At 60.5% G+C, this 24,982-nt stretch carries 24 protein-coding genes and 2 tRNA genes; 22 read left to right on the top strand and 4 right to left on the bottom strand.

Annotated elements, in window-relative coordinates:
- The first annotated feature begins 3 nt into the window (after nucleotides 1-3).
- Entirely contained in the window at nucleotides 4-507 is a 504-nt protein-coding gene (locus GTP58_RS05835; protein ID WP_161076626.1) for a GNAT family N-acetyltransferase, read from the top strand.
- Between the two features lie 41 nt (nucleotides 508-548).
- Here the strand turns inward: GTP58_RS05835 and gstA are convergent, their stop codons facing one another.
- Nucleotides 549-1,136, bottom strand: a complete 588-nt coding sequence (gene gstA, locus GTP58_RS05840) for a glutathione transferase GstA (RefSeq protein WP_161076627.1) — start codon at nucleotides 1,134-1,136, stop codon at nucleotides 549-551.
- A 94-nt stretch (nucleotides 1,137-1,230) separates the two neighbouring features.
- On the opposite strand from gstA, the gene GTP58_RS05845 reads away from it, so the two are divergent.
- A complete protein-coding gene (locus GTP58_RS05845; RefSeq protein ID WP_161076628.1) occupies nucleotides 1,231-2,094 on the top strand; it encodes a LysR family transcriptional regulator in 864 nt (287 codons plus the stop codon).
- Here the strand turns inward: GTP58_RS05845 and GTP58_RS05850 are convergent.
- Both GTP58_RS05850 and GTP58_RS05855 read right to left on the bottom strand, forming a co-directional pair.
- Nucleotides 2,089-2,733 carry a CatA-like O-acetyltransferase gene (locus tag GTP58_RS05850; protein WP_161076629.1) on the bottom strand — a complete coding sequence of 215 codons (645 nt, stop codon included), beginning with the start codon at nucleotides 2,731-2,733 and terminating at the stop codon, nucleotides 2,089-2,091. The genes GTP58_RS05845 and GTP58_RS05850 overlap by 6 nt on opposite strands.
- An 89-nt stretch (nucleotides 2,734-2,822) precedes the next feature.
- Entirely contained in the window at nucleotides 2,823-3,758 is a 936-nt protein-coding gene (locus GTP58_RS05855) for a cation diffusion facilitator family transporter (protein ID WP_161076630.1), read from the bottom strand.
- A 139-nt stretch (nucleotides 3,759-3,897) separates the two neighbouring features.
- Here GTP58_RS05855 and GTP58_RS05860 point away from each other — a divergent pair.
- From GTP58_RS05860 to GTP58_RS05915, 12 genes are all read left to right on the top strand, one after another.
- Nucleotides 3,898-3,974 (top strand) — tRNA-Val (locus tag GTP58_RS05860).
- A gap of 40 nt (nucleotides 3,975-4,014) precedes the next feature.
- Nucleotides 4,015-4,091 (top strand) — tRNA-Val (locus tag GTP58_RS05865).
- A gap of 196 nt (nucleotides 4,092-4,287) precedes the next feature.
- Complete coding sequence (thrS, locus tag GTP58_RS05870) at nucleotides 4,288-6,195, top strand: threonine--tRNA ligase (RefSeq protein ID WP_161076631.1); 1,908 nt, start codon at nucleotides 4,288-4,290, stop codon at nucleotides 6,193-6,195.
- 19 nt (nucleotides 6,196-6,214) lie between these two features.
- Entirely contained in the window at nucleotides 6,215-6,754 is a 540-nt protein-coding gene (gene infC / locus GTP58_RS05875) for a translation initiation factor IF-3 (protein WP_072784364.1), read from the top strand.
- Nucleotides 6,755-6,949: 195 nt separating this feature from the next.
- On the top strand, nucleotides 6,950-7,147 hold the full coding sequence (gene rpmI, locus GTP58_RS05880) for a 50S ribosomal protein L35 (RefSeq protein WP_110849662.1): 198 nt from the start codon (nucleotides 6,950-6,952) through the stop codon (nucleotides 7,145-7,147).
- 25 nt (nucleotides 7,148-7,172) lie between these two features.
- On the top strand, nucleotides 7,173-7,532 hold the full coding sequence (rplT, locus tag GTP58_RS05885; RefSeq protein ID WP_056156032.1) for a 50S ribosomal protein L20: 360 nt from the start codon (nucleotides 7,173-7,175) through the stop codon (nucleotides 7,530-7,532).
- Between the two features lie 102 nt (nucleotides 7,533-7,634).
- Complete coding sequence (gene pheS / locus GTP58_RS05890) at nucleotides 7,635-8,654, top strand: phenylalanine--tRNA ligase subunit alpha (protein ID WP_161076632.1); 1,020 nt, start codon at nucleotides 7,635-7,637, stop codon at nucleotides 8,652-8,654.
- A 33-nt stretch (nucleotides 8,655-8,687) separates the two neighbouring features.
- Entirely contained in the window at nucleotides 8,688-11,114 is a 2,427-nt protein-coding gene (pheT, locus tag GTP58_RS05895; RefSeq protein ID WP_161076633.1) for a phenylalanine--tRNA ligase subunit beta, read from the top strand.
- A gap of 142 nt (nucleotides 11,115-11,256) precedes the next feature.
- Nucleotides 11,257-11,604: an integration host factor subunit alpha gene (locus GTP58_RS05900; RefSeq protein ID WP_019919772.1), complete on the top strand. Its 348-nt coding sequence runs from the start codon at nucleotides 11,257-11,259 to the stop codon at nucleotides 11,602-11,604.
- A gap of 17 nt (nucleotides 11,605-11,621) precedes the next feature.
- Nucleotides 11,622-12,035, top strand: coding sequence for a MerR family transcriptional regulator (locus GTP58_RS05905; protein ID WP_072784369.1), 414 nt, complete (start codon nucleotides 11,622-11,624; stop codon nucleotides 12,033-12,035).
- A 146-nt stretch (nucleotides 12,036-12,181) separates the two neighbouring features.
- Nucleotides 12,182-12,814 carry a response regulator transcription factor gene (locus GTP58_RS05910; protein ID WP_072784372.1) on the top strand — a complete coding sequence of 211 codons (633 nt, stop codon included), beginning with the start codon at nucleotides 12,182-12,184 and terminating at the stop codon, nucleotides 12,812-12,814.
- A 109-nt stretch (nucleotides 12,815-12,923) separates the two neighbouring features.
- A complete protein-coding gene (locus tag GTP58_RS05915) occupies nucleotides 12,924-14,471 on the top strand; it encodes a CHASE3 domain-containing protein (RefSeq protein WP_161076634.1) in 1,548 nt (515 codons plus the stop codon).
- Here GTP58_RS05915 and GTP58_RS05920 read toward each other — a convergent pair.
- Nucleotides 14,368-15,147, bottom strand: coding sequence for a Crp/Fnr family transcriptional regulator (locus GTP58_RS05920; RefSeq protein ID WP_161076635.1), 780 nt, complete (start codon nucleotides 15,145-15,147; stop codon nucleotides 14,368-14,370). The two genes, GTP58_RS05915 and GTP58_RS05920, sit on opposite strands and share 104 nt — an antisense overlap.
- A 193-nt stretch (nucleotides 15,148-15,340) precedes the next feature.
- Here GTP58_RS05920 and GTP58_RS05925 point away from each other — a divergent pair, with 193 nt between their 5' ends.
- The 8 genes from GTP58_RS05925 to GTP58_RS05960 all read left to right on the top strand — a co-directional run bounded on the left by GTP58_RS05925 (nucleotide 15,341) and on the right by GTP58_RS05960 (nucleotide 24,940).
- Nucleotides 15,341-16,009: a response regulator transcription factor gene (locus tag GTP58_RS05925; protein WP_161076636.1), complete on the top strand. Its 669-nt coding sequence runs from the start codon at nucleotides 15,341-15,343 to the stop codon at nucleotides 16,007-16,009.
- Nucleotides 16,006-16,992, top strand: a complete 987-nt coding sequence (locus tag GTP58_RS05930) for a HAMP domain-containing sensor histidine kinase (protein WP_161076637.1) — start codon at nucleotides 16,006-16,008, stop codon at nucleotides 16,990-16,992. Before GTP58_RS05925 ends, GTP58_RS05930 begins: the two co-directional genes overlap by 4 nt.
- A gap of 99 nt (nucleotides 16,993-17,091) precedes the next feature.
- Nucleotides 17,092-17,520, top strand: a complete 429-nt coding sequence (locus GTP58_RS05935) for a type IV pilin protein (RefSeq protein ID WP_161076638.1) — start codon at nucleotides 17,092-17,094, stop codon at nucleotides 17,518-17,520.
- Nucleotides 17,508-18,146: a Tfp pilus assembly protein FimT/FimU gene (locus GTP58_RS05940; protein WP_161076639.1), complete on the top strand. Its 639-nt coding sequence runs from the start codon at nucleotides 17,508-17,510 to the stop codon at nucleotides 18,144-18,146. The genes GTP58_RS05935 and GTP58_RS05940 overlap by 13 nt, the downstream gene beginning before the upstream one ends.
- Nucleotides 18,143-18,571: a prepilin-type N-terminal cleavage/methylation domain-containing protein gene (locus tag GTP58_RS05945; RefSeq protein WP_072784388.1), complete on the top strand. Its 429-nt coding sequence runs from the start codon at nucleotides 18,143-18,145 to the stop codon at nucleotides 18,569-18,571. The genes GTP58_RS05940 and GTP58_RS05945 overlap by 4 nt, the downstream gene beginning before the upstream one ends.
- A gap of 1 nt (nucleotide 18,572) precedes the next feature.
- Entirely contained in the window at nucleotides 18,573-19,787 is a 1,215-nt protein-coding gene (locus tag GTP58_RS05950; protein WP_161076640.1) for a PilW family protein, read from the top strand.
- Complete coding sequence (locus GTP58_RS05955; protein ID WP_229215434.1) at nucleotides 19,784-20,374, top strand: hypothetical protein; 591 nt, start codon at nucleotides 19,784-19,786, stop codon at nucleotides 20,372-20,374. The genes GTP58_RS05950 and GTP58_RS05955 overlap by 4 nt, the downstream gene beginning before the upstream one ends.
- A gap of 9 nt (nucleotides 20,375-20,383) precedes the next feature.
- Nucleotides 20,384-24,940 carry a PilC/PilY family type IV pilus protein gene (locus GTP58_RS05960; protein WP_161076641.1) on the top strand — a complete coding sequence of 1,519 codons (4,557 nt, stop codon included), beginning with the start codon at nucleotides 20,384-20,386 and terminating at the stop codon, nucleotides 24,938-24,940.
- The last annotated feature ends 42 nt before the right edge of the window (nucleotides 24,941-24,982 follow it).

Here is a 24,982-nt window from a genome sequence, read left to right on the forward strand (position 1 = left end):
CGTATGACGGTACTCGAAACACCACGTCTTTCGCTGGTACCGTTTAACGATAGCCATTTGGCGGGGCTGGCGGAACTGAACAGCGATCCTGAGGTGATGCGCTACATCGGCGCCGGCCTGCCATTTACGGTAGCGGAAAGCCAGGCCATGATCGACTGCGTGAAAGCACGCTGGATCGAGCATGGTTATTCCTGGTGGGCGGTGCTACGTAAAAGTGACGGCATGCTGATCGGCGCTGCCACCTTGCAGCCGCTGGAGGGCGTTACCGGCGCGGCACCCGAAATCGGCTGGCGCTTCCGGCGCGACAGCTGGGGGCAGGGCTATGCCACCGAGGCCGCACGTCGCGTGGTGGCGTATGCCCAGCAACTGCGCATACCGCAATTGCTGGCGGTTGCACATCCGGATAACACCGCCTCCACGGCGGTGATGCAGCGGCTGGGGATGCGCTATCGGGGCATCGAAACGCACTACAAGGTTCCCTGCGCAACCTACGAGATCGAGATCTGAACCCGGCGTTTGCTGATAACGCCAACGACGGCGTGCTCCAATCAATTATGTGCCATTAGCGCCGCCTGGACTGACGGGCGCTCTGCCACGCGCTTGTACCAGGCAGCGACGGCTGGCCATTGTTCCAGACTGATTTCGAAGAAGGCAAACCAGCCCAATACCGTGTACAGGTAAGCGTCTGCGATGGTGAAGGCGTCGCCCATGACATGCTTGTGGTGTTGCAGTACGCTCATACGGCGCAGCAGGCGCTCGCGGAATATGGCCTGGGCGGCTTCCGGCAATGCCTGGTTGAACAGCGGCGCAACGCCCGCGTGGATTTCGCTGGTGATGAAGTTGAGTGTCTCTTGCAGGCGCACGCGTTGCCAGCTGCCGGGCGGCGGCGCCAGTTGCGCCTCCGGTTTCAGATCCGCCAGATACTGAACGATGGCCACGCCTTCGGTCAGTACTTCTCCATTGTCCAGTTCTAGCGCCGCGACGTAGCCTTTCGGGTTGATGTTGCGGAAGTCGCGGCCATCGGCGGTGCGCTTGGTCTGGTTGTCCACTTTGATTAATGCGTGTGGCAGGTCGAGCTCTTTGAGTACGATCAGCGGCGAGAGCGAGCAGGTATGTGGTGCGTAGTACAGCTTCATTGGCGACTCCGGAATGGTGAGGAGCTGCCACTGTATGCGGCACGCCGATGCGCTGTAAAATTAATGCTCTAGAAACGAGCTATCAGTTTTTCTAATGATGAATTTGACCCATTGGCGTCTGCTGGTTGCGGTAGCGGACGTCGGCAATATTTCGCGGGCGGCGGAGCAGGTCGGCATCACGCAATCGGGCGCGAGCCAGGCGATTGCGCAGATTGAGTCTGCACTGGGCAGCAAGCTGTTTGTGCGCGAGCGGCGCGAGGTCAGCGTGACCGCCTTGGGCGAGCAGGTGCTGCAGCATGCGCGCGTCATGCTGGCGCAGTTTGATGCGATCCGCGCGCTGGCTGACGATGCGCAAGGACTGCACGCCGGGCGTATCCGTCTGGCGTCTTTCCCGTCCGTGCTGGCGACAGTGCTGCCGCAGATGGCGCAAGCTTTTCAACGGCGCCATCCCGGCATCGCGGTGGTGGCGCTGGAAGGCTCGGACAAAGAGGTGGAAACCTGGCTGGCGGAAGAGACGATAGAACTGGGCGTGGTGCTGAATCCCGCGCCCGAACGTGAGGCCGTTATCGTCGGCCGCGACGCATGGGTTGCGCTGCTGCCGTCCAATCATCCATTAAGCCGACGCTCCAGCGAGCAGGGCGTGGCGCTGAGCGAGCTGGCCGCTGAGCCGTTTGTGCTGGCCACGGGCGGTTGCGACGTCCACGCGCGAGCGCTCGCAGAGGATGCCGGCGTGACGCTTTCCGATATCCGCGTAACGGTGCGCGACCTGTTGAGTGCAGCGGTGCTGGTGCGCGAGGGCATGGGTGTGTCCGTGGTTCCCGAATCCGCGCTGCCGGAGGACCAGCGCGGATTGCGCGTGATGCAGCTGCAACCGCGCGTGTATCGGGAGTTTGGCCTGGTGTGTTCGCAGTCTGGCCGTGCATCGGCTGCAGTGCAGGCCTTCCTGCGCGAGTTATGAGGCGATCGTTTTTTCGATACCCGCTGCAATCGCTTGCGCCAGCAGGTGGATGTGGTAGCCGTCCACGAAGCCGTGATGCGCCTGCACCGACATATTCATCGTCAGCTTGCCGTCGTCGCGCGCATCGCTGAAACGGCCCCAGGCCAGCGATGGAATATCGTAGGACTTGTGTTCGTAGATTGGATGCTCGATTGACGACAGCTTCAGCCAAGGCATGCAGGTGATGTGGATGTTGCGGCGTTGATCGTACTCGCTCAGTTTAGCGGTGGTGTTGACGATTTTCTCGCTGGCTTCCGCGAACTCCTTGGCTGCTACGCTGCGGGCGATGAACTCTTTCAGATCTTCGGTCATTTCAAAGCGCGCGAAGTTCAGGTTCTGATCCTGGTTGAGCACCGTGTACGAAGCCCAGAAGTCGTCGATCTTGATCACCTCACCCTTGTGGATGCGGTACATGAAATTGTCGATGCCCTGTAGCGCGTGCAGCACGTGATACAGGAAGAAGTGAAATGGCGGCAGGCCATGCTGCTTGCAGTAAGGCCGGAATTCCGGCACTTCCAGTTCAAAGCTCAGGTTGACGAGAGGGTTTTCGAACGATGCGAAAGCATCGTAGCGGTCACGGCGTTTTTCAAAGTTCTGCATGATGGTGAGGCGTTAGTTCTTGCTACGTTTAAGGATGGTGCGTGCCGCTTTCGTGGCGGTGAGGTTAATTTTCTGTCTCGCCCAGTGGGTCATGTACGTCCTTGTGGGGCGACTTCCGCTTGCAGGGTGATGTGGTCGATGCCGTGTTTTTCCAGCAGCATGGCCTTGATGGTGTGCAGGATGTCGGGCCAGTGTTTCAGGTCGGTGATTTCAACGTGGCCTATCAGTGCGGGCTGGCCGGGCGACATGTCCCACACGTGCAGGTCATGGACCGAGCACACGCCTTCGATCTGTTCCAGGTCTGCGCCGACTTTAAGGTAGTTGATTTCCTCGGGCACGCCGCCCATCAGGAAGTGGTAGGACTCGCGCAGTACGCCGACGGTTGATTTCAAGATCAGCAGCGCCACGAACAGCGATAGCAGCGGGTCGATCTGCATCCAGCCGGTGTAGTAGATCACGGCGCCGGACACTAACGCGGCCACGGAGCCGAGCAGGTCACCCAGCACATTGACCAGGGCGGCGCGGGTATTCATATTGCTCTCGCCACGCGACAGCAGCCAGGCCAGTAGCAGATTAATCACCAGGCCGATGCCGGCCACAATAAATACGGTGGCGCCGTGGACTTCTTCTGGATGCGAGAAGCGGCTGATGGCTTCGTAGGCAATCCACGCCACCAGCACCATCAGCACCAGGCTGTTGACGAACGCTGCCAGCGCTTCCGCGCGGCCAAAGCCGAATGAGTGGCGCGCGGAAGGCGGGCGCTTGGCGATCAGTTGCGCCAGCAGGGCCAGGCCCAGCGCGGCGGCGTCCGTCACCATGTGGCCGGCGTCGGAAATCAGTGCCAGCGAATTGGACATGAAGCCGGTCACCACTTCCACAATCGCAAAGCCCAGCGTCAGTACCAGCGACCAGGCCAGCACGGACTGGCTGCGCTGCACGGTGTAGTGCTTGTAGTGGGCGTCACCGGCGCGGTGTTCGTGCAGGTGGGCGGAGGGCGACGATGGTGCGGTGGTGTCTGCTTGCATGGGCGTGATCGAGAATGGGATTAGCGTTAGTTTAATGCAAGCCAGAAACGCCTGCGTTTCAGCGTCATAGCGGAATTTGAAATGTTTCCTTTCATTACCCTTGTTTTTCTTCCGGGCGCTCTCTATAATGCTGGTCTTCGGGCGGTTAGTTCAGCTGGTTAGAATACTTGGTCGACATCCAAGGGGTCGGGGATTCGAATTCCTCACCGCCCACCAGAATGCGCAGTAAAGCAGTACAATTTAAGGCAGTACCCACGGGCGGTTAGTTCAGCTGGTTAGAATACTTGGTCGACATCCAAGGGGTCGGGGATTCGAATTCCTCACCGCCCACCAGACATCTGTAAGAGCGAGAAAGGCAATCACGGTTATGACACCGCGAACTACTACCAAGTTTTGGGAGTGACGCTAGTCAACGGGATTCTTTTGCTTGTAAAAAAGAGAAAACGCGGCTAGCCCGCGTTTTTTTTCGTCCGCATTTTTTAAACTACTTTTTTTAATCACCGGCCCGCGCGCCGACATGGAGATCACAATGATTTCAGTTCGCCTTCCTGATGGTTCTGCCCGTGAATTTGACGGACCAGTCACCGTTGCTCAAGTGGCGTCCAGCATTGCTACCAGCCTGGGCAAGGCTGCGCTGGCTGGCAAAGTCGACGGCAAAGTGGTGGATACTTCCTACCTGATCGACAAGAATGTCGATCTGGCCATCGTCACCGATAAAGATCCGGAAGGTCTGGACGTGATCCGTCACTCGACCGCCCACTTGCTGGCCTACGCAGTGAAAGAACTGTTCCCGGACGCGCAAGTCACCATCGGCCCAGTCATCGAAAACGGCTTCTACTACGACTTCTCGTACAAGCGTCCGTTCACGCCTGACGACCTGGTGGCGATTGAAAAGAAAATGGCCGAGCTGGCCAAGAAGGACGAGCCAGTCACCCGCAAAGTGCTGCCGCGCGATGAGGCGGTGGCCTACTTCAAATCGATCGGCGAAGCCTACAAGGCTGAAATCATTGCATCGATCCCTGCGGATCAGGATGTGTCGCTGTACAGCGAAGGCAGCTTTACCGACCTGTGCCGCGGCCCGCACGTGCCATCGACCGGCAAGCTGAAAGTATTCAAGCTGATGAAGCTGGCCGGCGCTTATTGGCGCGGCGACAGCAAGAACGAAATGCTGCAGCGCGTGTACGGCACCGCCTGGGCAAAGAAGGAAGATCAGGAGCAGTACCTGTTCCAGTTGGAAGAGGCGGAAAAGCGCGACCACCGCAAGCTGGGCAAGCAGCTGGACTTCTTCCACTTCCAGGACGAGGCGCCAGGCCTGGTGTTCTGGCATCCGAAAGGCTGGACCATCTGGCAGCAGGTTGAGCAGTACATGCGCAACAAGTACCAGGTCAATGGCTATCAGGAAGTCAAGGCGCCGCAGATTCTGGACTCCAGCCTGTGGGGCAAGACCGGCCACTGGGATAACTACCGCGAAAACATGTTCGTGACCGAGTCGGAAAACCGCTCGTACGCGCTGAAGCCGATGAACTGCCCGGGCCACGTGCAGATCTTCAATAGCAATATGCGTTCGTACCGCGACCTGCCGCTGCGCTACGGCGAGTTCGGCCAGTGCCACCGCAACGAGCCGTCGGGCGCGCTGCACGGCATCATGCGCGTGCGCGGTTTTACCCAGGATGATGGCCACATCTTCTGTACCGAAGAGCAGATCGAGCCGGAAGTCGTGTCTTTCCATACGCAAGCGATGGAAGTCTACAAGGATTTCCATTTCCATAATATCGACGTCAAGCTAGCGCTGCGTCCGGACAACCGCATCGGTACCGACGAGGTCTGGGACGAGGCGGAAGAGGCGCTGCGTTCCGGCCTGCGTGCCTGCGGCGTGACCTGGACCGAGCTGCCGGGCGAGGGCGCGTTCTACGGTCCGAAGATCGAGTACCACCTCAAGGATTCGCTGGGCCGCCCATGGCAGGTCGGCACCATGCAGGTTGACTTCTTCATGCCGGAGCGTCTGGGGGCCGAGTACGTTGCAGCCGACAATAGCCGTAAAGTGCCGGTCATGCTGCACCGCGCCATCGTTGGTTCGATGGAGCGTTTCATCGGCATCCTGATCGAAAACTATGCGGGCGCGCTGCCGGCCTGGCTGGCGCCGGTGCAGGTTTCGGTGCTGAATATCTCGGATGCGCAGGCGGAGTATGTGCAACAAGTGGCTGAAAAGCTGCGCCGCTGCGGGTTCCGCGTACAGACCGATTTGCGCAACGAGAAAATAAACTATAAAATACGTGAACATTCCGTCCAAAAACTGCCTTACATTCTGGTTGTGGGCGATAAAGAACGGGATGCCAACACCGTCGCCGTGCGGGCACGGGGCAATGTCGATCTGGGCGTCATGTCCGTCGATGCCCTGATAGAGCGACTTCAGCAAGACGTCGCCACCAAGGCCTGATCGCACTGGCATTCATTAGATTTTAAAAGGAATCACCATAGCTACTGACAAGTCGCATCGCATCAATGGCGAAATCACTGCCCCTGAAATGCGTTTAAGTGGGGTCGATAACGAGCCTCTCGGTATCGTGAGTTTGGCCGAAGCCTTCCGCCTGGCGGAAGCGGCGGACGTCGACCTGGTCGAGATCGCACCTACCGCGGTCCCACCGGTCTGCCGTCTGATGGACTACGGCAAGTTCAAGTATTCGGAGCAGAAGAAGGCTCACGAAGCGAAATTGAAGCAGAAAGTCATCTCCGTGAAGGAAGTCAAATTCCGTCCGGGTACTGATGATGGCGACTACAATATCAAGCTGCGTAACCTCATCAAGTTCCTGGAAGACGGTGACAAAACCAAGATCACCTTGCGCTTCCGTGGCCGCGAGATGGCGCACCAGGATATTGGTTTCCGTATGCTGGAACGCCTGAAAGCCGATCTGGAGCCGCATGGCCAGGTCGAGCAGTTCCCGAAAATGGAAGGCCGCCAGATGATTATGGTGCTGGCACCGAAGAAAAAGAAGTAAATTGCTATAGTGGCAATCAAAAAAAGGGCGCAACAGTGCCCTTTTTTGTTTTTCTGGGCTATAATTGTCGGCTGTAGTAAATGTAGTGGACTCGCATCCGCTGCACAAACAAGTGAGAGCAGGCATCTAAGAGCGACGTAGTGTTGCCACCTGTAATCCTGTTTAATAGGAGCTGTCCGAGAGGACAGAATATCTATGCCAAAAATGAAAACCAAGAGCTCCGCGAAAAAACGTTTTCGCGTGCGTCCAGGTGGTACCGTTAAATCGGGTATGGCTTTCAAACGCCACATCCTGACCAAGAAGACGACGAAGAACAAGCGTCAACTGCGCGGCACCCGTAACATCAATGCGTCCGACGTCCAGCGCGTCTACGCTATGATGCCATCCGCTTAATCTCACACTCATTTAAGGAGCTAATATGCCTCGAGTAAAACGTGGGGTTACTGCGCGTGCCCGTCATAAAAAAGTACTGAATCTTGCCAAAGGCTACCGCGGTCGTCGTAGCAAGGTATACCGTATTGCCAAGCAAGCAGTCATGCGCGCTGGCCAGTACGCATACCGTGACCGTCGTAACAAGAAGCGCGTCTTCCGCCGCCTGTGGATCGCCCGTATTAACGCTGCTTCCCGTGAGCACGGCGTTACCTACAGCGTATTCATGAACGGTCTGAAGAAAGCTGCTATCGAACTGGACCGTAAAGTCCTGGCCGATATGGCTGTTATGGACAAGCCAGCATTCGCTGCGATTGTCAACGTCGTGAAAGCTAAAATCGCTGCTTAATGCATTGATTTAAGATTCGCTATGCCGGCAACGGCATACGTTAGGAACGGGGCAAAGGTGTGAACCTGTGCCCCGTTTTTGATTCAAGGATAAGAAAAACGCATGGACTCCCTGGAACAACTCGTTGCCTCTGCAGTGCTGGATTTCGACGCGGCCAAAGATGACGCCGCCGCACTGGAAAACGCCAAAGCCAAATACCTGGGCAAGACCGGCCAGATTACCGAATTGATGAAGGGCCTGGGCAAGCTCGAACCTGAGGCCAAGAAGGCGCAGGGCGCGCTGATCAACGCCGCCAAGCAGCAGATCGAAGCCGCGCTGAATGCGCGCCGTGATGCGCTGGCCGAAGCCCAGCTGCAAGCCCGTTTGAATGCCGAGGCGATTGACGTCTCACTGCCTGGCCGCGGCCGCGCCGGCGGTGGCATCCACCCGGTGATGCGTACCTGGGAGCGCGTGGAAGAGATCTTCCGCTCGATCGGTTTCGAGGTGGCCGACGGCCCGGAAATCGAAAACGACTGGACCAACTTCACCGCGCTGAACAGCCCGGAAAACCATCCTGCGCGTTCGATGCAGGATACCTTCTACGTGGACGGTAACGACAGCGAAGGCAAACCGCTGCTGCTGCGCACCCACACCTCGCCGATGCAGGTGCGCTATGCGCGCAGCCACACGCCGCCGATCAAGGTGATCGCACCAGGCCGCACCTACCGCGTGGACAGCGATGCCACCCACTCGCCCATGTTCCACCAGGTTGAAGGCCTGTGGATTGCCGAGAACATCAGCTTTGCCGACCTCAAGGGCGTGTACCTGAACTTCGTCAAAGCCTTCTTCGAGACCGACGACCTGCAAGTGCGTTTCCGTCCGTCCTACTTCCCGTTCACCGAACCGTCGGCCGAGATCGACATCGCGTTTGGCAGTGGTCCGCTCAAAGGCCGCTGGCTGGAAGTGTCTGGCTCGGGCCAGGTGCACCCATCGGTGGTGCGCAATTTCGGCCTGGATCCGGAAAAGTACATTGGTTTCGCGTTCGGCTCCGGCCTGGAGCGCCTGACCATGCTGCGCTACGGGATCAACGACCTGCGCCTGTTCTACGAAGGCGATCTGCGTTTCCTGAAGCAGTTCAATTAATTCGGCCCCGATAACAAGAAAGTTCGAACGAATATGCAATTCTCCGAAAACTGGCTCCGTACCATGGTCGATCCGAAGATGACTTCGGATGAACTGGCCCATCTGCTGACGATGTCCGGCCTGGAAGTGGAAGAAGTGGAAGCTGTCGCGCCGCCGTTCTCCAACGTGGTGGTTGGCCACGTGCGCGAAATGATGAAGCACCCGAATGCGGACCGCCTGAACGTCTGCCAGGTCGACGTCGGCACCGGCACCTTGCTCAACATCGTCTGCGGCGCGCCGAATGTGCGCCCGGGCCTGAAGGTGGTGTGCGCCATGGCTGGCGCCGTGCTGCCGCCAGGCGCCGATGGCAAGCCGTTTGAAATCAAGGTGGGCCAGCTGCGCGGCGTCGAGTCGCAAGGCATGCTGTGCTCGGCCAAGGAACTGAAACTGTCGGAAGAGGGCAGCGGCCTGCTGGAACTGCCGGACGACGCACCGATCGGCAAGAACTTCCGCGACTACTACGCGCTGAACGATCTCAAGTTCACCATCAAGCTGACCCCGAACAAGGCGGACTGCCTGTCGGTACTGGGCGTGGCGCGTGAAGTGTCGGCGCTGACCGGCGTGGCGCTGACGGCGCCGACCTTCCGTGCTGTGACGGTCAACAGCGATGAGAAGCTGCCGGTGAAAATCTCGGCGCCAGACCTGTGCGGCCGTTTCTCGGGCCGTGTGATCCGCAACCTGAATGCCAAGGCCGTCACCCCGGACTGGATGAAGCAGCGCCTCGAGCGCAGCGGCCAGCGTTCGGTGTCGGCGCTGGTGGACATCTCCAACTATGTGATGCTGGAGCTGGGCCGTCCGACCCACGTGTTCGATCTGGCCAAGATCCACGGCGGCCTGGACGTGCGCTGGGGCCGCAAGGGCGAATCGCTCAAGCTGTTGAACGGTAACACCATCGAGATCGATGAGTGGGTTGGCGTGATCGCCGACGACCAGGAAATCGAATCGCTGGCCGGCATCATGGGCGGCGACGCCACTGCCGTGTCGCTGGACACCGAAAACATCTATCTGGAAGCAGCGTTCTGGTGGCCCAATGCCATCCAGGGCCGCGCCCGCAAGTACAACTTTTCGACCGACGCGGCGCACCGCTTCGAGCGTGGCGTGGACTATGCCACCACCGTGGAGCACATCGAGCGCATTACCGCGCTGCTGATCGAAATTTGCGGCACCGCGACGACGCAAGTGGGGCCGGTGGACGACCAGATCGTCAATCTGCCTCAGCCTCAGCCAGTCAAGCTGCGCACCGCGCGTGCGCAGAAGGTGATCGGCGTGGCGCTGGACGACCAGGTCATCGCGGACATCTTCACCCGTCTGGCGCTGCCGTTCACGCTGGAAGACGGCGTGTTCAGCGTGACCGCACCGTCGTACCGCTTCGACATCGAAATCGAGGAAGACCTGATCGAGGAAGTGGCGCGTGTCTACGGCTTCGAGAACATCCCGACCGTGGCGCCTGTAGCGGCCAACACCATGATTATTGCGCCGGAAAACACCCGTTCGCTGTTCGCGATGCGCCACCAACTGGCCGATCTGGGCTATCAGGAAGTGGTCAACATGAGCTTCGTGGAAGCGGCATGGGAAGCGGACTTTGGCGGCAACACCAATCCGATCAAGCTGCAGAACCCGATCGCCAGCCAGCTGAGCGTGATGCGTTCGACGCTGGTCGGCAGCCTGGTGGCCAACGTGCGCTACAACCTGAACCGCAAGACCAGCCGCGTACGCGCGTTTGAAATCGGCGCGACCTATCACCGTGACGACAGCGTGGCCGATGGCGCGCTGACCGTGGCCGGCTACCACCAGCCTAAGCGCGTGGCAGGCATTGCCTATGGTCCGGTGGCCGACGAGCAGTGGGGCCAGGCTACCCGTGCCGTGGACTTCTTTGACGTCAAGGCCGACCTGGAGAATCTGTTCGCGCCAGTACAGCTGCGTTTCGTGAAGGCGGAACACCCGGCGCTGCACCCTGGCCGCTCGGCCCACGTGTTGCTGGATGGCAAAGTCATCGGCTTTATCGGCGAGCTGCACCCGCGCTGGCTGCAGAAATACGAGCTGCCAAATGCACCTGTTGTGTTTGAAGTTGAGGCGATTGCCTTGCAGCAACGACCTGTGCCAAAATATGACGAAATTTCCAAGTTCCCGGGCGCCACCCGTGACCTGGCTGTGGTCGTCAAGCAGGCGGTCCCAGCACAGGATTTGCTGGATGCGTTTAATGCCGCTGTGCAAGCAAGTCCGCAAGGCAAGATTGTGCAAGCCATTGTTTTGTTTGACGAATATCGTGGTAAAGGGTTGGAGGCGGACGAAAAATCGCTTGCTTTCCGCTTTAGCTTGCAAGATACTCAAAACACGCTGCAAGACGATGTAGTGGAAGCTGTGATGGCTGCCGCCGGCGACGCTGCGAAGCAAAAACATGGTGCTCGCCTGCGTTCTTAAGCGTTGCATTTTTGACTAATCGGGAGTCCGGCCTGTGCCGGACTTGTTCATTTTTGATATAAGGCAGGGCTGGAAAATTAATAACAACGACGTTGATTCCGCCGTACTCCAATCCGCATTGGCTGCCGATCTGCACCGGGCCATGCAGGTTGCCAAAGTGCGCCAGGATGCGGAAAAAGATTTGCCGACGCTGACCAAGGCAGAGCTGGCCGAACTGTTGTTCGAGCAAGTCGGCCTGAACAAGCGTGAGGCCAAGGACATGGTGGAAACCTTCTTTGACGAGATCCGCAACGCGCTGGAGCGCGGCGAGGCCGTCAAGCTGTCCGGTTTCGGTAATTTCCAGCTGCGCGACAAGCCGCAGCGCCCGGGCCGTAATCCGAAGACGGGCGAAGAAATCCCGATCACGGCGCGCCGCGTCGTGACCTTCCACGCCAGTCAAAAACTCAAGGGCATGGTAGAAGAGAGCAATCCGATGGCGCGCGCCGCCTGAACCGGAGCTAAGCAGCGATGAACGATCGACTCGCCAAGTCAGAACTGGTCGTCTTGCCGCCGATTCCAGCCAAACGCTATTTCACCATCGGTGAGGTCAGCGAGCTGTGCGGCGTCAAGCCGCATGTGTTGCGTTACTGGGAGCAGGAATTCACCCAGCTCAAGCCGGTCAAACGCCGCGGCAACCGCCGCTATTACCAGCATCATGAAGTGCTGCTGATCCGCCGTATCCGTGAGCTGCTGTATGAACAGGGCTTCACCATCAGCGGTGCACGCAACAAACTCGATAGCCGTGCTTACGACGGCGCCGCCGCGGAGTATGATGGTGGAGCAGTCAACGGAGTGGATGCAGTAGCCGTTGAACCTCCGCTGGACCGCGAAATGATACGCAGCGAGTTACTGGCCATCCTGGGGTTGCTTAAGCAGGACTGAAGAGCGACAGCAGAGGCGCGCACCGCAGGCGCAAAGCGCGGTCCGGGAATTGATTGCTGCTATACTTTCAATGTTATTCGATTATCAGCGACGCTGATGCACGGTGGCGGATAGCCCGCTATGTACGGGCACGACGAGAGGAAACAATGATACGCGTTGCCATTTGTGACGACCATCAAATTGTAAGAGCAGGCTTTAAACAGATTTTTTCATCGTCGGATGATTTCGACGTCGTGGCGGAAGCCGGTACCGGCCGTGAAGCGCTGGATATCGCCCGCCGCGAAATTTGCGACGTGCTGCTGCTCGATATCGCTATGCCTGATCAGAGCGGTATCGACACGTTGCGCACCATACGCCAGGGCCAGCCGGATTTGCCGGTACTGATCCTGTCTGGCTACCCAGCCCAGCAGTACGCGCTGAATCTGTTCAAGATGGGCGCCAACGGTTATCTGAACAAGGAATGTGAAGCGGATGAACTGATGACTGCCGTGCGGACCGTGTATCAGGGACGCCGCTATGTGAGCTCGCAAGTGGGCGAACTGCTGGCGCAGAGCTTTGACCGCGACCCGAACACGGCGCTGCACACGGAGTTGTCGGACCGCGAGTTCCAGGTCTTCCTGCGTCTGGCGCGCGGTGCGACGGTGTCGGACATCGGTGTGGCGCTGTCGCTGAGCATCAAGACGGTGTCAACTTACCGCACCCGCATCATGGAGAAAATGGGGATGCAGTCCAACTCGGACCTGACCTATTACGCCATGAAAAACAATCTTCTTGACTAGCAACACGCGCGCACGCTTGCGGTGCGCGCAAACGCGAAAAAATTCCTTCCAGTCTATAATTGCTTAGTCTGGGCGCATCCCTGCCCGGAAACTATAGTGAAGGAAACGGATGTATTTCACCGTCCAGACAGCGACGCATCATCGTTTGCCGCTGTACAAGACCGTCTTGTGCGTGACGTGCGCGCTGCTGTTGATCGTCAACGGTTTCAGCCTGTTCCACAATCTGCAAGCGCTGCGCGGCGCGCAAGTTCTGCTGAGCCAGACCGCGCGCGTAGCCGACCGTCTTCAATATCTCAACGTGCTGGTGCTTGATGCGGAAAGCAGCATGCGCAGCTATTTTCTGTCCGGCCGTGATTCCTACCTGGGGCCGACCCGCACCGCGCTGGCCGATAGCGAAACCGAATTCAAGGAACTGGAAAAACTGCTGGCGGATAATCCGTCGCAGCTCAAGAACCTGACCCAGCTGCACACGCTGGTGCGCCGCCGCCTGAGCATCATGAGCCAGGCGATTGATGTCTACCGTGACGGCGGCCTGGCTGAAATCGTCAAGATCGCCCAGCTCAGCGACGACCGTGCCAGCATGGACGAAATCCGTCTGCTGGTGGTCATCATGGAACAGGAGCAGAATGAAACGCTGAATGCGCGCAGCTCGATGTTTTACCAGGAATACCAGAAAGCGGTGTGGCTGGGCGTGAGCATCAATGCGCTGGCGATCCTGGTGCTGATCATGTTCTATCAGCTGGTGCGGCGCAGCTTTGCGCACCGCGCGGCAGTCGAGCATGCGCTGCAAAGCGCCAACGAGAATCTGGAATCGACCGTGGAGCAGCGTACCGAGCAGCTGTCGGTGCTGTCACGCCATCTCATCAGCATCAGCGAAGAAGAAAAGGTGCGTCTGTCGCGCGAGCTGCACGATGAACTGGGCGCCAACCTGACGTCGATCAGTATGGATATCGGCGCCGTCACCAAGCAGCTGCGCGATACACACCCGGAGCTGGCCGAGCAGCTCAAGCGCGCCCGCGCCACGCTGGTGGAAACGGTTGAGATGAAGCGCCGCATCGTCGAGAATCTGCGCCCCAGCCTGCTGGACAACCTGGGCCTGTGTGCGGCAATTGAAAGTTATTGCGAAGAGTTCAGCCGTCTGTCGCAGGTGCGCTGCGATTGCAGTGTGGCGGCGGAAATTGAACATGCGGCCCGCACCTCGGGCGGCGATCTGGCGATTGCGCTGTTCCGAATCGTGCAGGAGTCGCTGACCAATATCCGCAAATACGCCAAGGCCAGCCGCGTCACCGTCACGCTGGCCCGCAATGGCGATGGCTTGATGCTGCGGATTATTGATGATGGTATCGGCATTTCGTCCGACAACATCGTCAAGCCCATGTCGCACGGCCTGCTGGGCATGCGGGAGCGTGCTTTGCTGCTGGGCGGCAGCATGAATATCCGTCGTGGCCGCAACGATATGGGAACGTGTATCGAGGTGGCGATACCGCTGCGCGCCGCGACTTCTGGAGCAGCAGCACCCATCCCGGCGCTGCCGCCCGCCATCAGTGACGTGATTAGCAGCGTGCTACATCCACCCGCAGACGATCAAACTCCGTCTTCGCCACCTTATAGCACTCACCCGCATAATCCTCCAAGCCTGAGCGATCAAGCACAGTGATATTGCCGCGGCGGTAGGTAATCAGGCCTTCGTCCTGCAGCTTGCCGGCGGCGGCGGTAATGCTTTCGCGGCGCACACCCAGCATAATCGAGATCATTTCCTGCGTGACCTTGAGCGCGTTCGATGGCGAACGGTCCAGGCGGTCCAGCAGCCAGCGGCACAGCTTTTGTTCGATCGAACTGTGGCGGCCGCCCACGGCGTTCTGCGCCATCTGCGCGAACAGCGCGGTGTTGTAGCGCATCAGCAGCGCGGGCAGGGCGCCACCCTTGCTGAACGCTTCGCGCAGATGCTGGGCCTTCATGCGGTAGCCATAGCCGGCGGCTTGCACCACCGCGCTGCACATGGCGCGCTCGCCTTCAAACAGCGACACGCCGACCACGCCTTCATGGCCTACTACGGCAATCTCGGTGGTGGCGCCGTCTTCCATCACATACAGCAGCGAGACGATCGCCGAGGTCGGGAAGTGGACGTACTCCATAGTGGTGCCGAATTCAAACAGCTCTTTGCCAAACGGCAGTTGCACCAGCTCCAGGTGGGGGAACAAGGATTCCAGGACGTCGCGCGGCAGGGCTGACAGCAGTTCGTTCTGCTGGGCGCCGCTATAGGTAACCGCAGGCCGGGCCGCAACTTTATTGGCGTTTTTCTTGGTGGTTGCGATGACTTCGGTAGTGTTCATGGTGATCCTCACAAGCTAGTTACGTGTTGGTGTAACTTTATGAGGATTGTTAGTTTGCGAACATAAGAGCAGGGGACGCGGAAATGTAGGCATGGACCATGCACGCTTGTAGTCCTGGTCCTACACGGGCCACTGTCTTTATCAGAGAGGTAGCGGCATAATTGCATAAACCCCGACAAGGTGGCGCACGATTATGCACATACTGGTAGTGGAAGATGATGTGGTGTTGGCCGACGGTCTGCGCCGCGTACTGGGCAGCCATGGCATGGCGGTGGAGGTGGTCGCCAACGGCACGCAAGCGGACCAGCTGCTGCAACGCGCCGTGGCAGCGGAGATCGTGGTGCTGGATATCGGCTTGCCCGGCCTGGACGGCTTTGAAGTGGTGCGCCGCCTGCGTGCGCGCGGCAGCGCCGTGCCGGTGCTGCTGCTGACCGCGCGCGACGCCATCGAGGACCGCGTGCGTGGCCTGGAACTGGGCGCCGACGATTATCTGGTCAAGCCGTTTGCGACTGCGGAACTGGTGGCGCGCGTCAAGGCGCTGGCGCGGCGCCATGCGCCTCGTCCTACAGGACTGGTACTGGGCAGGCTGTCGTTGGATGTGGATGCCAGGCGCGCGCGGGTCGGCGACAAGGTGGTCGAATTGTCGGTGCGCGAGTGGGCCGTATTGGAATATCTCCTACAACATGCGGCGCGCGTGGTATCCAAACAGCAGATCATCGACGCCATCCTGCCGTGGGGCGATGACATCACGCCCAACGCGGTGGAAGTGTATATCTCGCGCCTGCGGCTCAAGATTGCCGATGCCGGCGTTTCTATCCGCACCATCCGCGGCTTTGGCTACATGCTGGAGCTGACTGCATGAGCAGCGTGCGGCTACGCCTGCTTAAATGGCTGATACCGCCGATCCTGCTCATGAACCTGGGCGCCGGCGCACTGGCCTACATGCTGGCGCCGCCGCATCTGCGCGAGGCAGTGCTGCGCACACTGGTGCTGGTGGAGGTGGTGTTTGCGCTGGCGTGCGTGGGCCTGATCTGGTTCTCGGTCACTAACGGCTTGCGTCCGCTGAATCGTCTGAGCGCCGGCCTGCATGCGCGCGCGGCCGACGACCTCGCGCCCATCGCTGTCGGCGAAGTGCCTTACGAACTGGAACCCGTCGTCTTCGCGTTCAACGACCTGCTGGCGAGGGTGGGCGAGGGCGCGCGGGCGCGGCAGGACTTTCTGGCCAACGTCGCCCATCAGTTGCGCACGCCGCTGGCGGGCCTCAAGACGCAGCTGGAATGGCTGCGGGCGCGGCACGGCGAGCCGGACACCGCACAGTCGCTCGCCTTGATGCTGTCGGCGACCGAACGCATGATACGGCAAACCAATCAGCTGCTGGCGCTGGCCCGCGCCGAACCGCAGCACTTCGAAAAGGCCAGACTGGAGCCGCTGGCGCTGGATGCGCTGGTGGCTGACGCGGTGCAGGTCTTTGTCGATCAGGCCACGCTGAAAAACATCGATATCGGCTTTGACCTGCAGCCGGCGGTTGTCACGGGGGACCGCTTTCTGCTGCGCGACCTTATCGACAACCTCATCGACAACGCCATTCGCTACACGCCGCCGCATGGCGCGGTCACCGTCACCGTGCGGCCGGGCTGGCTCACCGTGGAAGACAATGGTCCTGGCATCCCGGCCGGCAAGCGCGAGCAGGTGTTCAGCCGTTACGTCCGGCTGGACGAACGCACCCACGGCAGCGGCTTGGGGCTGGCGATCGTACGCGATATCGCCATGGTCCACGGCGCCCGGCTGACGCTGGGCGATGGCGCCGACGGCCGTGGCGCCCTGTTCTGCGTGAAATTTTCCTGAATTTGTGCGCTTGTCAGCGGTTTGTCAGAATTTCCTCAGGGAAATGCAAGCAAACGTGGTTACACTGTTCCTCATGGGCTAAAAAACCGGGAGCAAGCCATGCAACGACGCATTCAGCAGGGTTTCACACTGATTGAAGTCATGATAACCGTGGCGATCGTCGGCATCCTGCTGGCGGTGGCGATTCCGGCCTACAGCGATTACACCACGCGTGGCCGGCTCAGCGAAGCCTTCACCGCGCTGGGCGGCGCGCAGACCGCCGCCGAGCAGTATTGGTCGAATAACCGCACCTACGTCAGCTTCGATACGTCGCCCAACTTCCCGGCCCGCACCCCAAACTTTACCTACGCCCTGAGCAACGCCACCGCTTCAACCTACACACTCACGGCCACCGGCACCGCCAAGGCGAATGGCTTTGTCTTCACCATCAACGAAAGCGGCACCCATGCCACGACCGGCAGCCCGACGGGCTGGGGGACCAACGCCAACTGCTGGGTGGACCATAAAGGTGGAGCATGTTCCAATTAAGACTATGCTTTGACCGCAGCAAGGGCTTTACGCTGATTGAGCTGCTGGTCACCATCACCATCTTTGGCATCATGCTGGCCATCGGCATCCCGAACGCCAGCAACTGGCTGCTGACCAACCGCGCACGCGGCGCCAGCGAGTTCTATGCGGAAGGCTTCAGCCTGGCGCGGCGTCAGGCGGTATCGCACAATTCGTTCAGCCGCATCTCGCTCACGCCCAATGTCAATTCGGGGCAGATGGACTGGCAGGTGGACATCTGCTTCGTCGGCGCCAACACCACGTGCGCGCCGGGCGACAATACGTGGTCAACGACCAGCGCCGCTGCCGCCAATGATCCGCAGGGCGCTGCCGGCTTCCGTTCGGTGTTCCGCGCGGCCGACGCGCTGCCGTCGTCGGAAGTGCTGCAGCCAACCACGCTGCCGGCCGGGGCGTCGCAGGTCTACTACACAGCGACAGGCTGGGTCGATACCACGTTCGGCGCCAACCTCACGCAACTGCGTCTGGACCCGTCAACCCAGTACGCCAGCCAGGTGCCTGTGGTGGCACTGGTTGTCACGCTGGCCGGCATGGCGACCAAATGCGATCCCACGCTGCCCGCCACCGATAACCGCGCCTGCCCACCATGAAAACCCGCATACAGCGCCAACGCCGCCAGCACGGCATCGCACTGCTGGAAGCCATGCTGGCCATCGTCATCCTTGGCATCGGCTTGCTGGGGACTGTAGGCTTGCAGGCGCGCGCCTACGCGGCGCTGTCGGATGCCGGCATGCGCGCGGAAGCCACGCTGGCAACCGAGAAGCTGATTGGCGTCATCAACGCCGACCTGCCCAATGCGACCTCCTACAATCTGGCGGAGAGCGGGACGCCGAATGCGCTGCTGCTGCCGTGGGCGAACGAAACCAAGGCCGCGATTCCGGGCGCGTTGCTGTCGGTGCAGGTACAGGACCAGCCGGCGCTGAACCGCTATCAGGTCGATATTTCCATCCGCTGGCAGCGCAAGGCGCGCAGCGAAATCAATCGCCACCGGGTCACTTCCTACATCGCGCGCTGACATGGATACCTTGGCAAAACATCGTAACGGCGGCTTCTCGCTGGTGGAACTGATGGTCAGCGTGGTGATCGGCATGCTGGCGCTGCTGTTTGCCACGCGCCTGGTCATCAGTGGCGAAACCAATAAAGACGCCGCAGTGGGCGGCGGCGACTCCATGCAGAACGGTATGCTGGCGATGTTCTCGCTGAGCGGCGACGCCAGTACCGCCGGCTGGGGCCTTAACGACCGCACGGTCGCCGGCTGCAATACCACCTTCAGCGACCAGCGCGGCTATGCGCTGCTCAGCGTGAAGCGCGACGCCACGGATATCACGCCGCTGGCCGCCGTCGTGATCCAGTCGAACAATGCGGCGCCGGACGTGATCTCGTTTAACAGCGGCAGCTCTAACGCGGGCGTGGGCTCCATCCTGATGACGGCAGATTACGGCGGCGAGAGTTATGTAGTGGGCGCGCAAGGCTCGCCGTATGGCTACAACAATGGCGATGTGCTGGTGGTGGCGCCGCAGTCACCCGACCGTCCTTGCACCGTGATGCAGATGGCGGGCTTTAATCCGGCGACGGGCCACAGTGCGGAAATGCTGCTCAACACCGGGGGCGCGTATCGCTACAACCCTGCCGCCAGCATGGCGCAGGCCTACGCCAAGAACGTCACCTTCCTGTACAACCTGGGGCAGCCGAACCTGCTGCACTTCCATACCTGGTCGGTGCAGAACGGCATCCTGCGCCTGCGTGCCACCGACCTGGCGGGTTCGGAACAGAATGGCGCCTCGGTGAGCGACAACATCGTTTCAATCAAGGCGCAATACGGTTTTGATACGCGCGCGCTGGCCAATTACGACCCCAACCCGGCCGGCAACGGCACGCAGATGCTGCCAACCACCAACGGCGGCATGCAGCTCACGCGCTGGAGTCCGACCATGATCGATGCCGACGGTGATGGCGTGGTGGGTGGCCCGGGCGATTATCAGCGTATCGCAGCGGTGCGGATTGCCGTAGTGGCGCGCAGTAAAACGGTCGAGAAGCCCAATCTGGCGGGGCAGTGCACTGCGACCGGCACGCTGCCTACCGTGTTCTCCACCAGTGTGCCGAATGGCGTGGCGGCGGTACCGGTGCAGGTGAATGTGGCAGTCGCCGGCGATGCGGTCAGCTGGAAGTGCTATCGCTACCGCGTGTTCGAGACCATCGTCCCCATCCTGAATTCCCAATACCGGCCATGATGATGCGCGCCCACATCCTCCTTCGCCAGCGCGGCATCGCCTTGCCCATCATGCTCATCATGCTGGCGGTGATGATGGTCAGCAGTATCTACCTGCTCAAGTCCAGCACCTCGACCACGCTGACCACCTCCAACCTGGCGTATGAGGCGGCGCTGACCAAGGCGGCGGATGCGGGCCTGCACGCGGGCTTCACCTACTTGCGCACCATCCCCAACAAGAATGTGCTGCTTACCGACCAGGCGGCAGCCGGCTACGTAGCAACGCTGGCGCAAAACTGGACCGTCAGTAATCCTAACTTCTGGCTGGGCGCCATCACCTTGCCGGCCGATGCGGATGGCAACCGGGTGCAGTACGTGATCCACCGCATGTGCGCCTTTACGGGGGCTTACGACAACCCGGCCAACCGCTGCCAGACCACCGCGCCGCGCCCAGGCACCACCGGCCCGCGCGCACTTGGCGAAACGCTCAAGATCGACGCTTCCAACCTGGCCAGTGCGGCCCAAATCCATTACGTCGTAACGGCGCGCGTGTTCGGTCCGCGCGGCGGCAATGTGGTGACGCAGGCCGTCATCATGAAAGGCCCTTGAGGATTCATCATGAAGAAGCTACTTTCCTTGCTGGCGCTGTTGGTCGCTTTGCCGGTGCTGGCCGCGCCTACCCAGATCGCCCAGGTACCGCTGCTGAATATCACCGGCACGGGCACCGTCAAGCCCAATCTGATGCTGTTGTTCGACAATTCCGGGTCGATGGACCAGACCTACACGCCGGACTACGTCAACGACAATCTATGCCGCAGCAATGTCTCGCTGCAGGCGGGCGTCATGGCCTGCAATGTGGGCCATCCACCGTTCATGAGTCCCGACTTCAACAAGCAGTACTACAATCCGGCGATACACTACCAGGTGCCGATCAAGGCCGACGGCACCTTCTATCCCGAGCAGAATGCCGCCAACACCTCCAACTGGACGGTGGTCAGCAATGACGGTTTTGGCGCGCGCCGCGCAGACCTGTTTGGCAACACGGGCAGCAACAACATCAATCTGGTGACCGGTTTTCCGGACCTGAAGTGGTGTACCTCCAGCAGTGCCAGCTCCTGCCAGTTCAACACCTCGACTTACAGCTACCCCGACGCGACGTACAAGACGCCAATCGATATCACCACCGGCCCTTACTACTACACCGTCGGCGTCGGCCAGTTCTGTGTGGACGACACCATGAAGAACTGCAAATCGACCTCGATCGGCGCAGCCGCACCCAGTGGCTTTCCGGTGCCGGTGAAGGTACGCTGGTGCAGCGACAAACTGCTGACGCAATGCCAGGGCAAGCGGGTCGGCAGCTTTATCTATCCCGGCTACTCGTCGCCATCCGGCGCCATCGCTTCGTATGGCACGATTGCGATTGGCGCCTCGTCCAGCGCCACGTCGCTGAGCATCACCAATATTGCGATCGCCGAATCGGGCGGCAGCGTCAACATCACCAGCGGCAGCATGACCGCCGCCACCGGTACCAATACCACGCTGAAGCAGCAGACGCTGGCCAGCACCGTCGCCGCCAACATCATCGCGCGCACCACCACCAACCAATACTATGCCTGCGTGAAAACGCCTACCGGGCAAGCCACCGTGCCGGCGTGCAGTGTGTTCGGGATTACGCTATCGGCCGATAACATCGTCGCGGTGGTGCCGGTGACCTGTACCGGTTCCAAGAGCCTGACCAACTGCGTCACGGTCAACGACAACTCGCGCGCCGGCTGGGGTTTTACGGTGACGGCCACCACCGCGCGCGTGGCGCCAGCCTATCTCACGTTCACCGGAACCACCGCCAGCAGTGGCTCGCCCGCGCTGGGGACAACCAGGTATGTCGCCAGCAGCACGACCACCTTGTTCAACAGCCTGACGCTGGGCCAGAGCAAATCCGCCGCCAACGTCGCCACCCTGGTAGCCAACCAGATCGGCACCGGCGGCACCTACAAAGCCTACGTCACCGGTAACAGCAACTGCGTCATCACGCTGCCGGCCAACAGCGTATGCGTCGTGGATAGTGGCGCCGCAACCAATACGGGCGCCATCACGATCGCCAGTGTGACTTCCGCCGGTACATTAAGCTATACCGCGACAGCTGCCGCGATGGACACCATTTCCACCACCACGGCTTCCTTGTCCGCAGGCTCCGGCGCACCCAATCCGTTTGTACGCGTGAACATCGTCAGCGGCCAGACCTATCCGAAATCCGTAGACCGCATCGACTGCGCTGGCGCCGCCTGTACCTATGCCGAAGAGATGAACAACTTCGCCAACTGGTATGTGTACTACAAGAGCCGCTTGCAAATGATGAAGACCTCATTGGGCATTGCGTTCTCGCCGATTACCGCCAATTACAAAGTGGGTTACGTCAAACTCTCCAATGCGGGCGCCGGCGCCGCGATGGACCTGAAACCAGCCGACTTCACCGGCAGCGCGCGCTCGACCTGGTACACCACGCTGTACAACACGACGACATCCGGTTCCACGCCGATCCGCACCGCGATGGACAATGTCGGCCGCATGTTCGCCAACCTGTCGCCATATAACTACGCGGCAGGACAGGAAGTGGTGCAGTTCCCGTGCCAGCCCAACTTCATGATACTGACCACGGACGGCTACTGGAACGGCAGTAGCACCAGCAATGTCGTCAACAACGACAACGTGGAGAATGCGGCGCGCTTCTGCACCATCTCGTCCGGCTGCGTGGACCCGCGCGCGCAAAGCCAGCCGTCGATTTCCGACGTTGCACTGCACTGGTACAACGGCGGTTCCAGCACTACCACCATCTCGCTGCGGCCCGCGCTGGAACCCGATATGACCAAGCCCGGCTCCGTCCCCGCAGCCAATGGCGAAAACACGCACCTGCATATGAACACCTACACGCTGGGCCTGGGCGTGGACGGCGTGATGACGTATGAGCCGAACTACGACACCGCGCCCAGGTCAGGCGGCGATTTCTACAACCTGATTACCCAGGTGCCGACGGGATGTCCGTGGAACAGTGGTGGCGCCTACGTCTGGCCCGACCCGGACGTCACTAATACGGCCAGCACGGTGCAGGAGCGGGTCGACGACTTGTGGCATGCCGCCATCAATGGCCACGGCAAATACTTCAGCGCACAGGACCCGAAAGACGTGGTGAATGGCCTGCGCGAGGCGCTGTCCAATATGCAGGTGCGTACCGGCGCGGCAGCGGCGGCGGCGACATCGACACCGAATATCACGCTGACCGACAATGACATTTTCTCCGCCACCTTCACCACGGTGCGCTGGTATGGCGAACTGACTGACCGCAAGATCGACACCACCACCGGCGCGGTGATTCAGAATCCGGCCTGGAGCACCAGCAGCACCGTCGGCAAAACCATCGCCACGCGCAAGATTCTGATGATGCAGTCCTCGCAGGCGCCGGGAACGGCGCCCGTGAACTTCTCGTTTGGCGTAATGGATGGCGCCACCCAGGCCTGGTTCGCCAACAAATGCAGCATCCTGGCGCAATGCACGCTGTTGTCCGCCGCCGACAAGGCAACCGTGAACAACGGCGTCAACATGGTCAACTGGCTGCGCGGCGTGCAGGATTATGCGGACGACAACCTGTTCCGCGCGTACAGCACCACGACCGATTCCACTGGCGCCGCGGTGCCCATCGTGATCGGCGATATCGCCTCATCCAAGCCTGCCTATCTGCGCGAACCCCACAACAACTACCCGGATCTGGCGTACACCGACTACAAAACTGCTTACGCCAACCGTCCTGGCACAGTGTTTGTCGCGGCCAACGACGGCATGCTGCACGCGTTCGACGGCGCCACCGGCAACGAGCGCTGGGCCTACGTGCCGCGCATCGTGATGAGTAAACTGGCGGCGCTGGCCAGCACCACCTACGGCACCAACCACCAGTTCACTGCGGACGGCTCGCCGGAAGTCGCAGACGTCAAGATCAACGGCGCCTGGCGCACCATGCTGGTCGGCGGCCTGAATGCCGGTGGCCGCGGCTACTATGCGCTGGATGTCACCGACCCTACCGCGCCCAAGGTGATGTGGGAACTGTGCGCCGATGCCGCCGTCTGCCCGCAGCACCACGAAGATGAACTGGGGCTGAGCTTCGGCAACCCGCAATTCGGCATCTGGCAGGGCAAATGGGTGGTGTTCCTCACCTCGGGCTACAACAACATCCCCGGCACGGACGGCGTGAGCACCGGCACCGGCACCGGCATGCTGTTCATCGTCGAAGCGGCGACCGGCAATGTGCTGGCGCGTGCCAAAACCAATTCCGGCGATACCACCACGCCATCGGGGCTGGCGAAGATTACCGCCATCAGCAGCGATCCGCTCGCCGACGCCACGGTCACCTACGTCTATGGTGGCGATGTGCTGGGCCAGATGTGGCGTTTCGACCTGACCGCCACCACGGGCGCGGTCACGGTGCTGAAAATGGGCGACGCCGGCACCACCAAGCCTATCACCACGCGGCCGGATGTGACACTGTGCGGCGTGCCGGTCACCACCACCGACGCTTCCGGAGTCTCGACCACGCGCACCACGGCCACGCGCGTCGTGGTGTTCGGCACGGGGCGGCTGCTGGACGTGCCGGATACCTCCAACACTGCAGTGCAAAGCCTGTTCGGCCTGAAAGACAGCGGCACTGCGCTGGGCACCATCCCGAGTTCCAACCTGGTGCAGCAGATACTCAGCGTACAAGGCTCGTCCAGCAATGTGGTGACCTATGCCGTTACCAGCAACCCGGTCGACCTGAGTCAGAAGGACGGCTGGTACTTCAACTGGAACCTGAATCCCGGCGAACGCATGAACCTCGACCCGCAGATCGTCAGCGGCGTGGTGAATGTGATTACCAATATTCCGTCGTCATCGTCGGCGTGTTCGGTGGGCGGCACCAGCAATCTGTACCAGGTGGACGTCTGCACGGGGCAGGGCGTGAATGGCGACCCGGCCGGCACCACGTTGTCCAGCACCTCGGCGGCGGTGGGCTTCATCATCGTGCGCCTGCCAAGCGGCCAGTTGAAACTGATTACCACCTTCGCCGACGGCAGCAACGCCACCAGCCGCACCAAGGAACTGGATACGGCAGAGGCGCACCGGGTCGGATGGCGTCGTATTAAAGGAGAATAACGGGTATAATCGAGGGTTTGCAGAACCGCCTTAGATCGCCAA

Source organism: Duganella sp. CY15W, from assembly GCF_009857555.1.
Classification (GTDB): domain Bacteria; phylum Pseudomonadota; class Gammaproteobacteria; order Burkholderiales; family Burkholderiaceae_D; genus Rugamonas; species Rugamonas sacchari.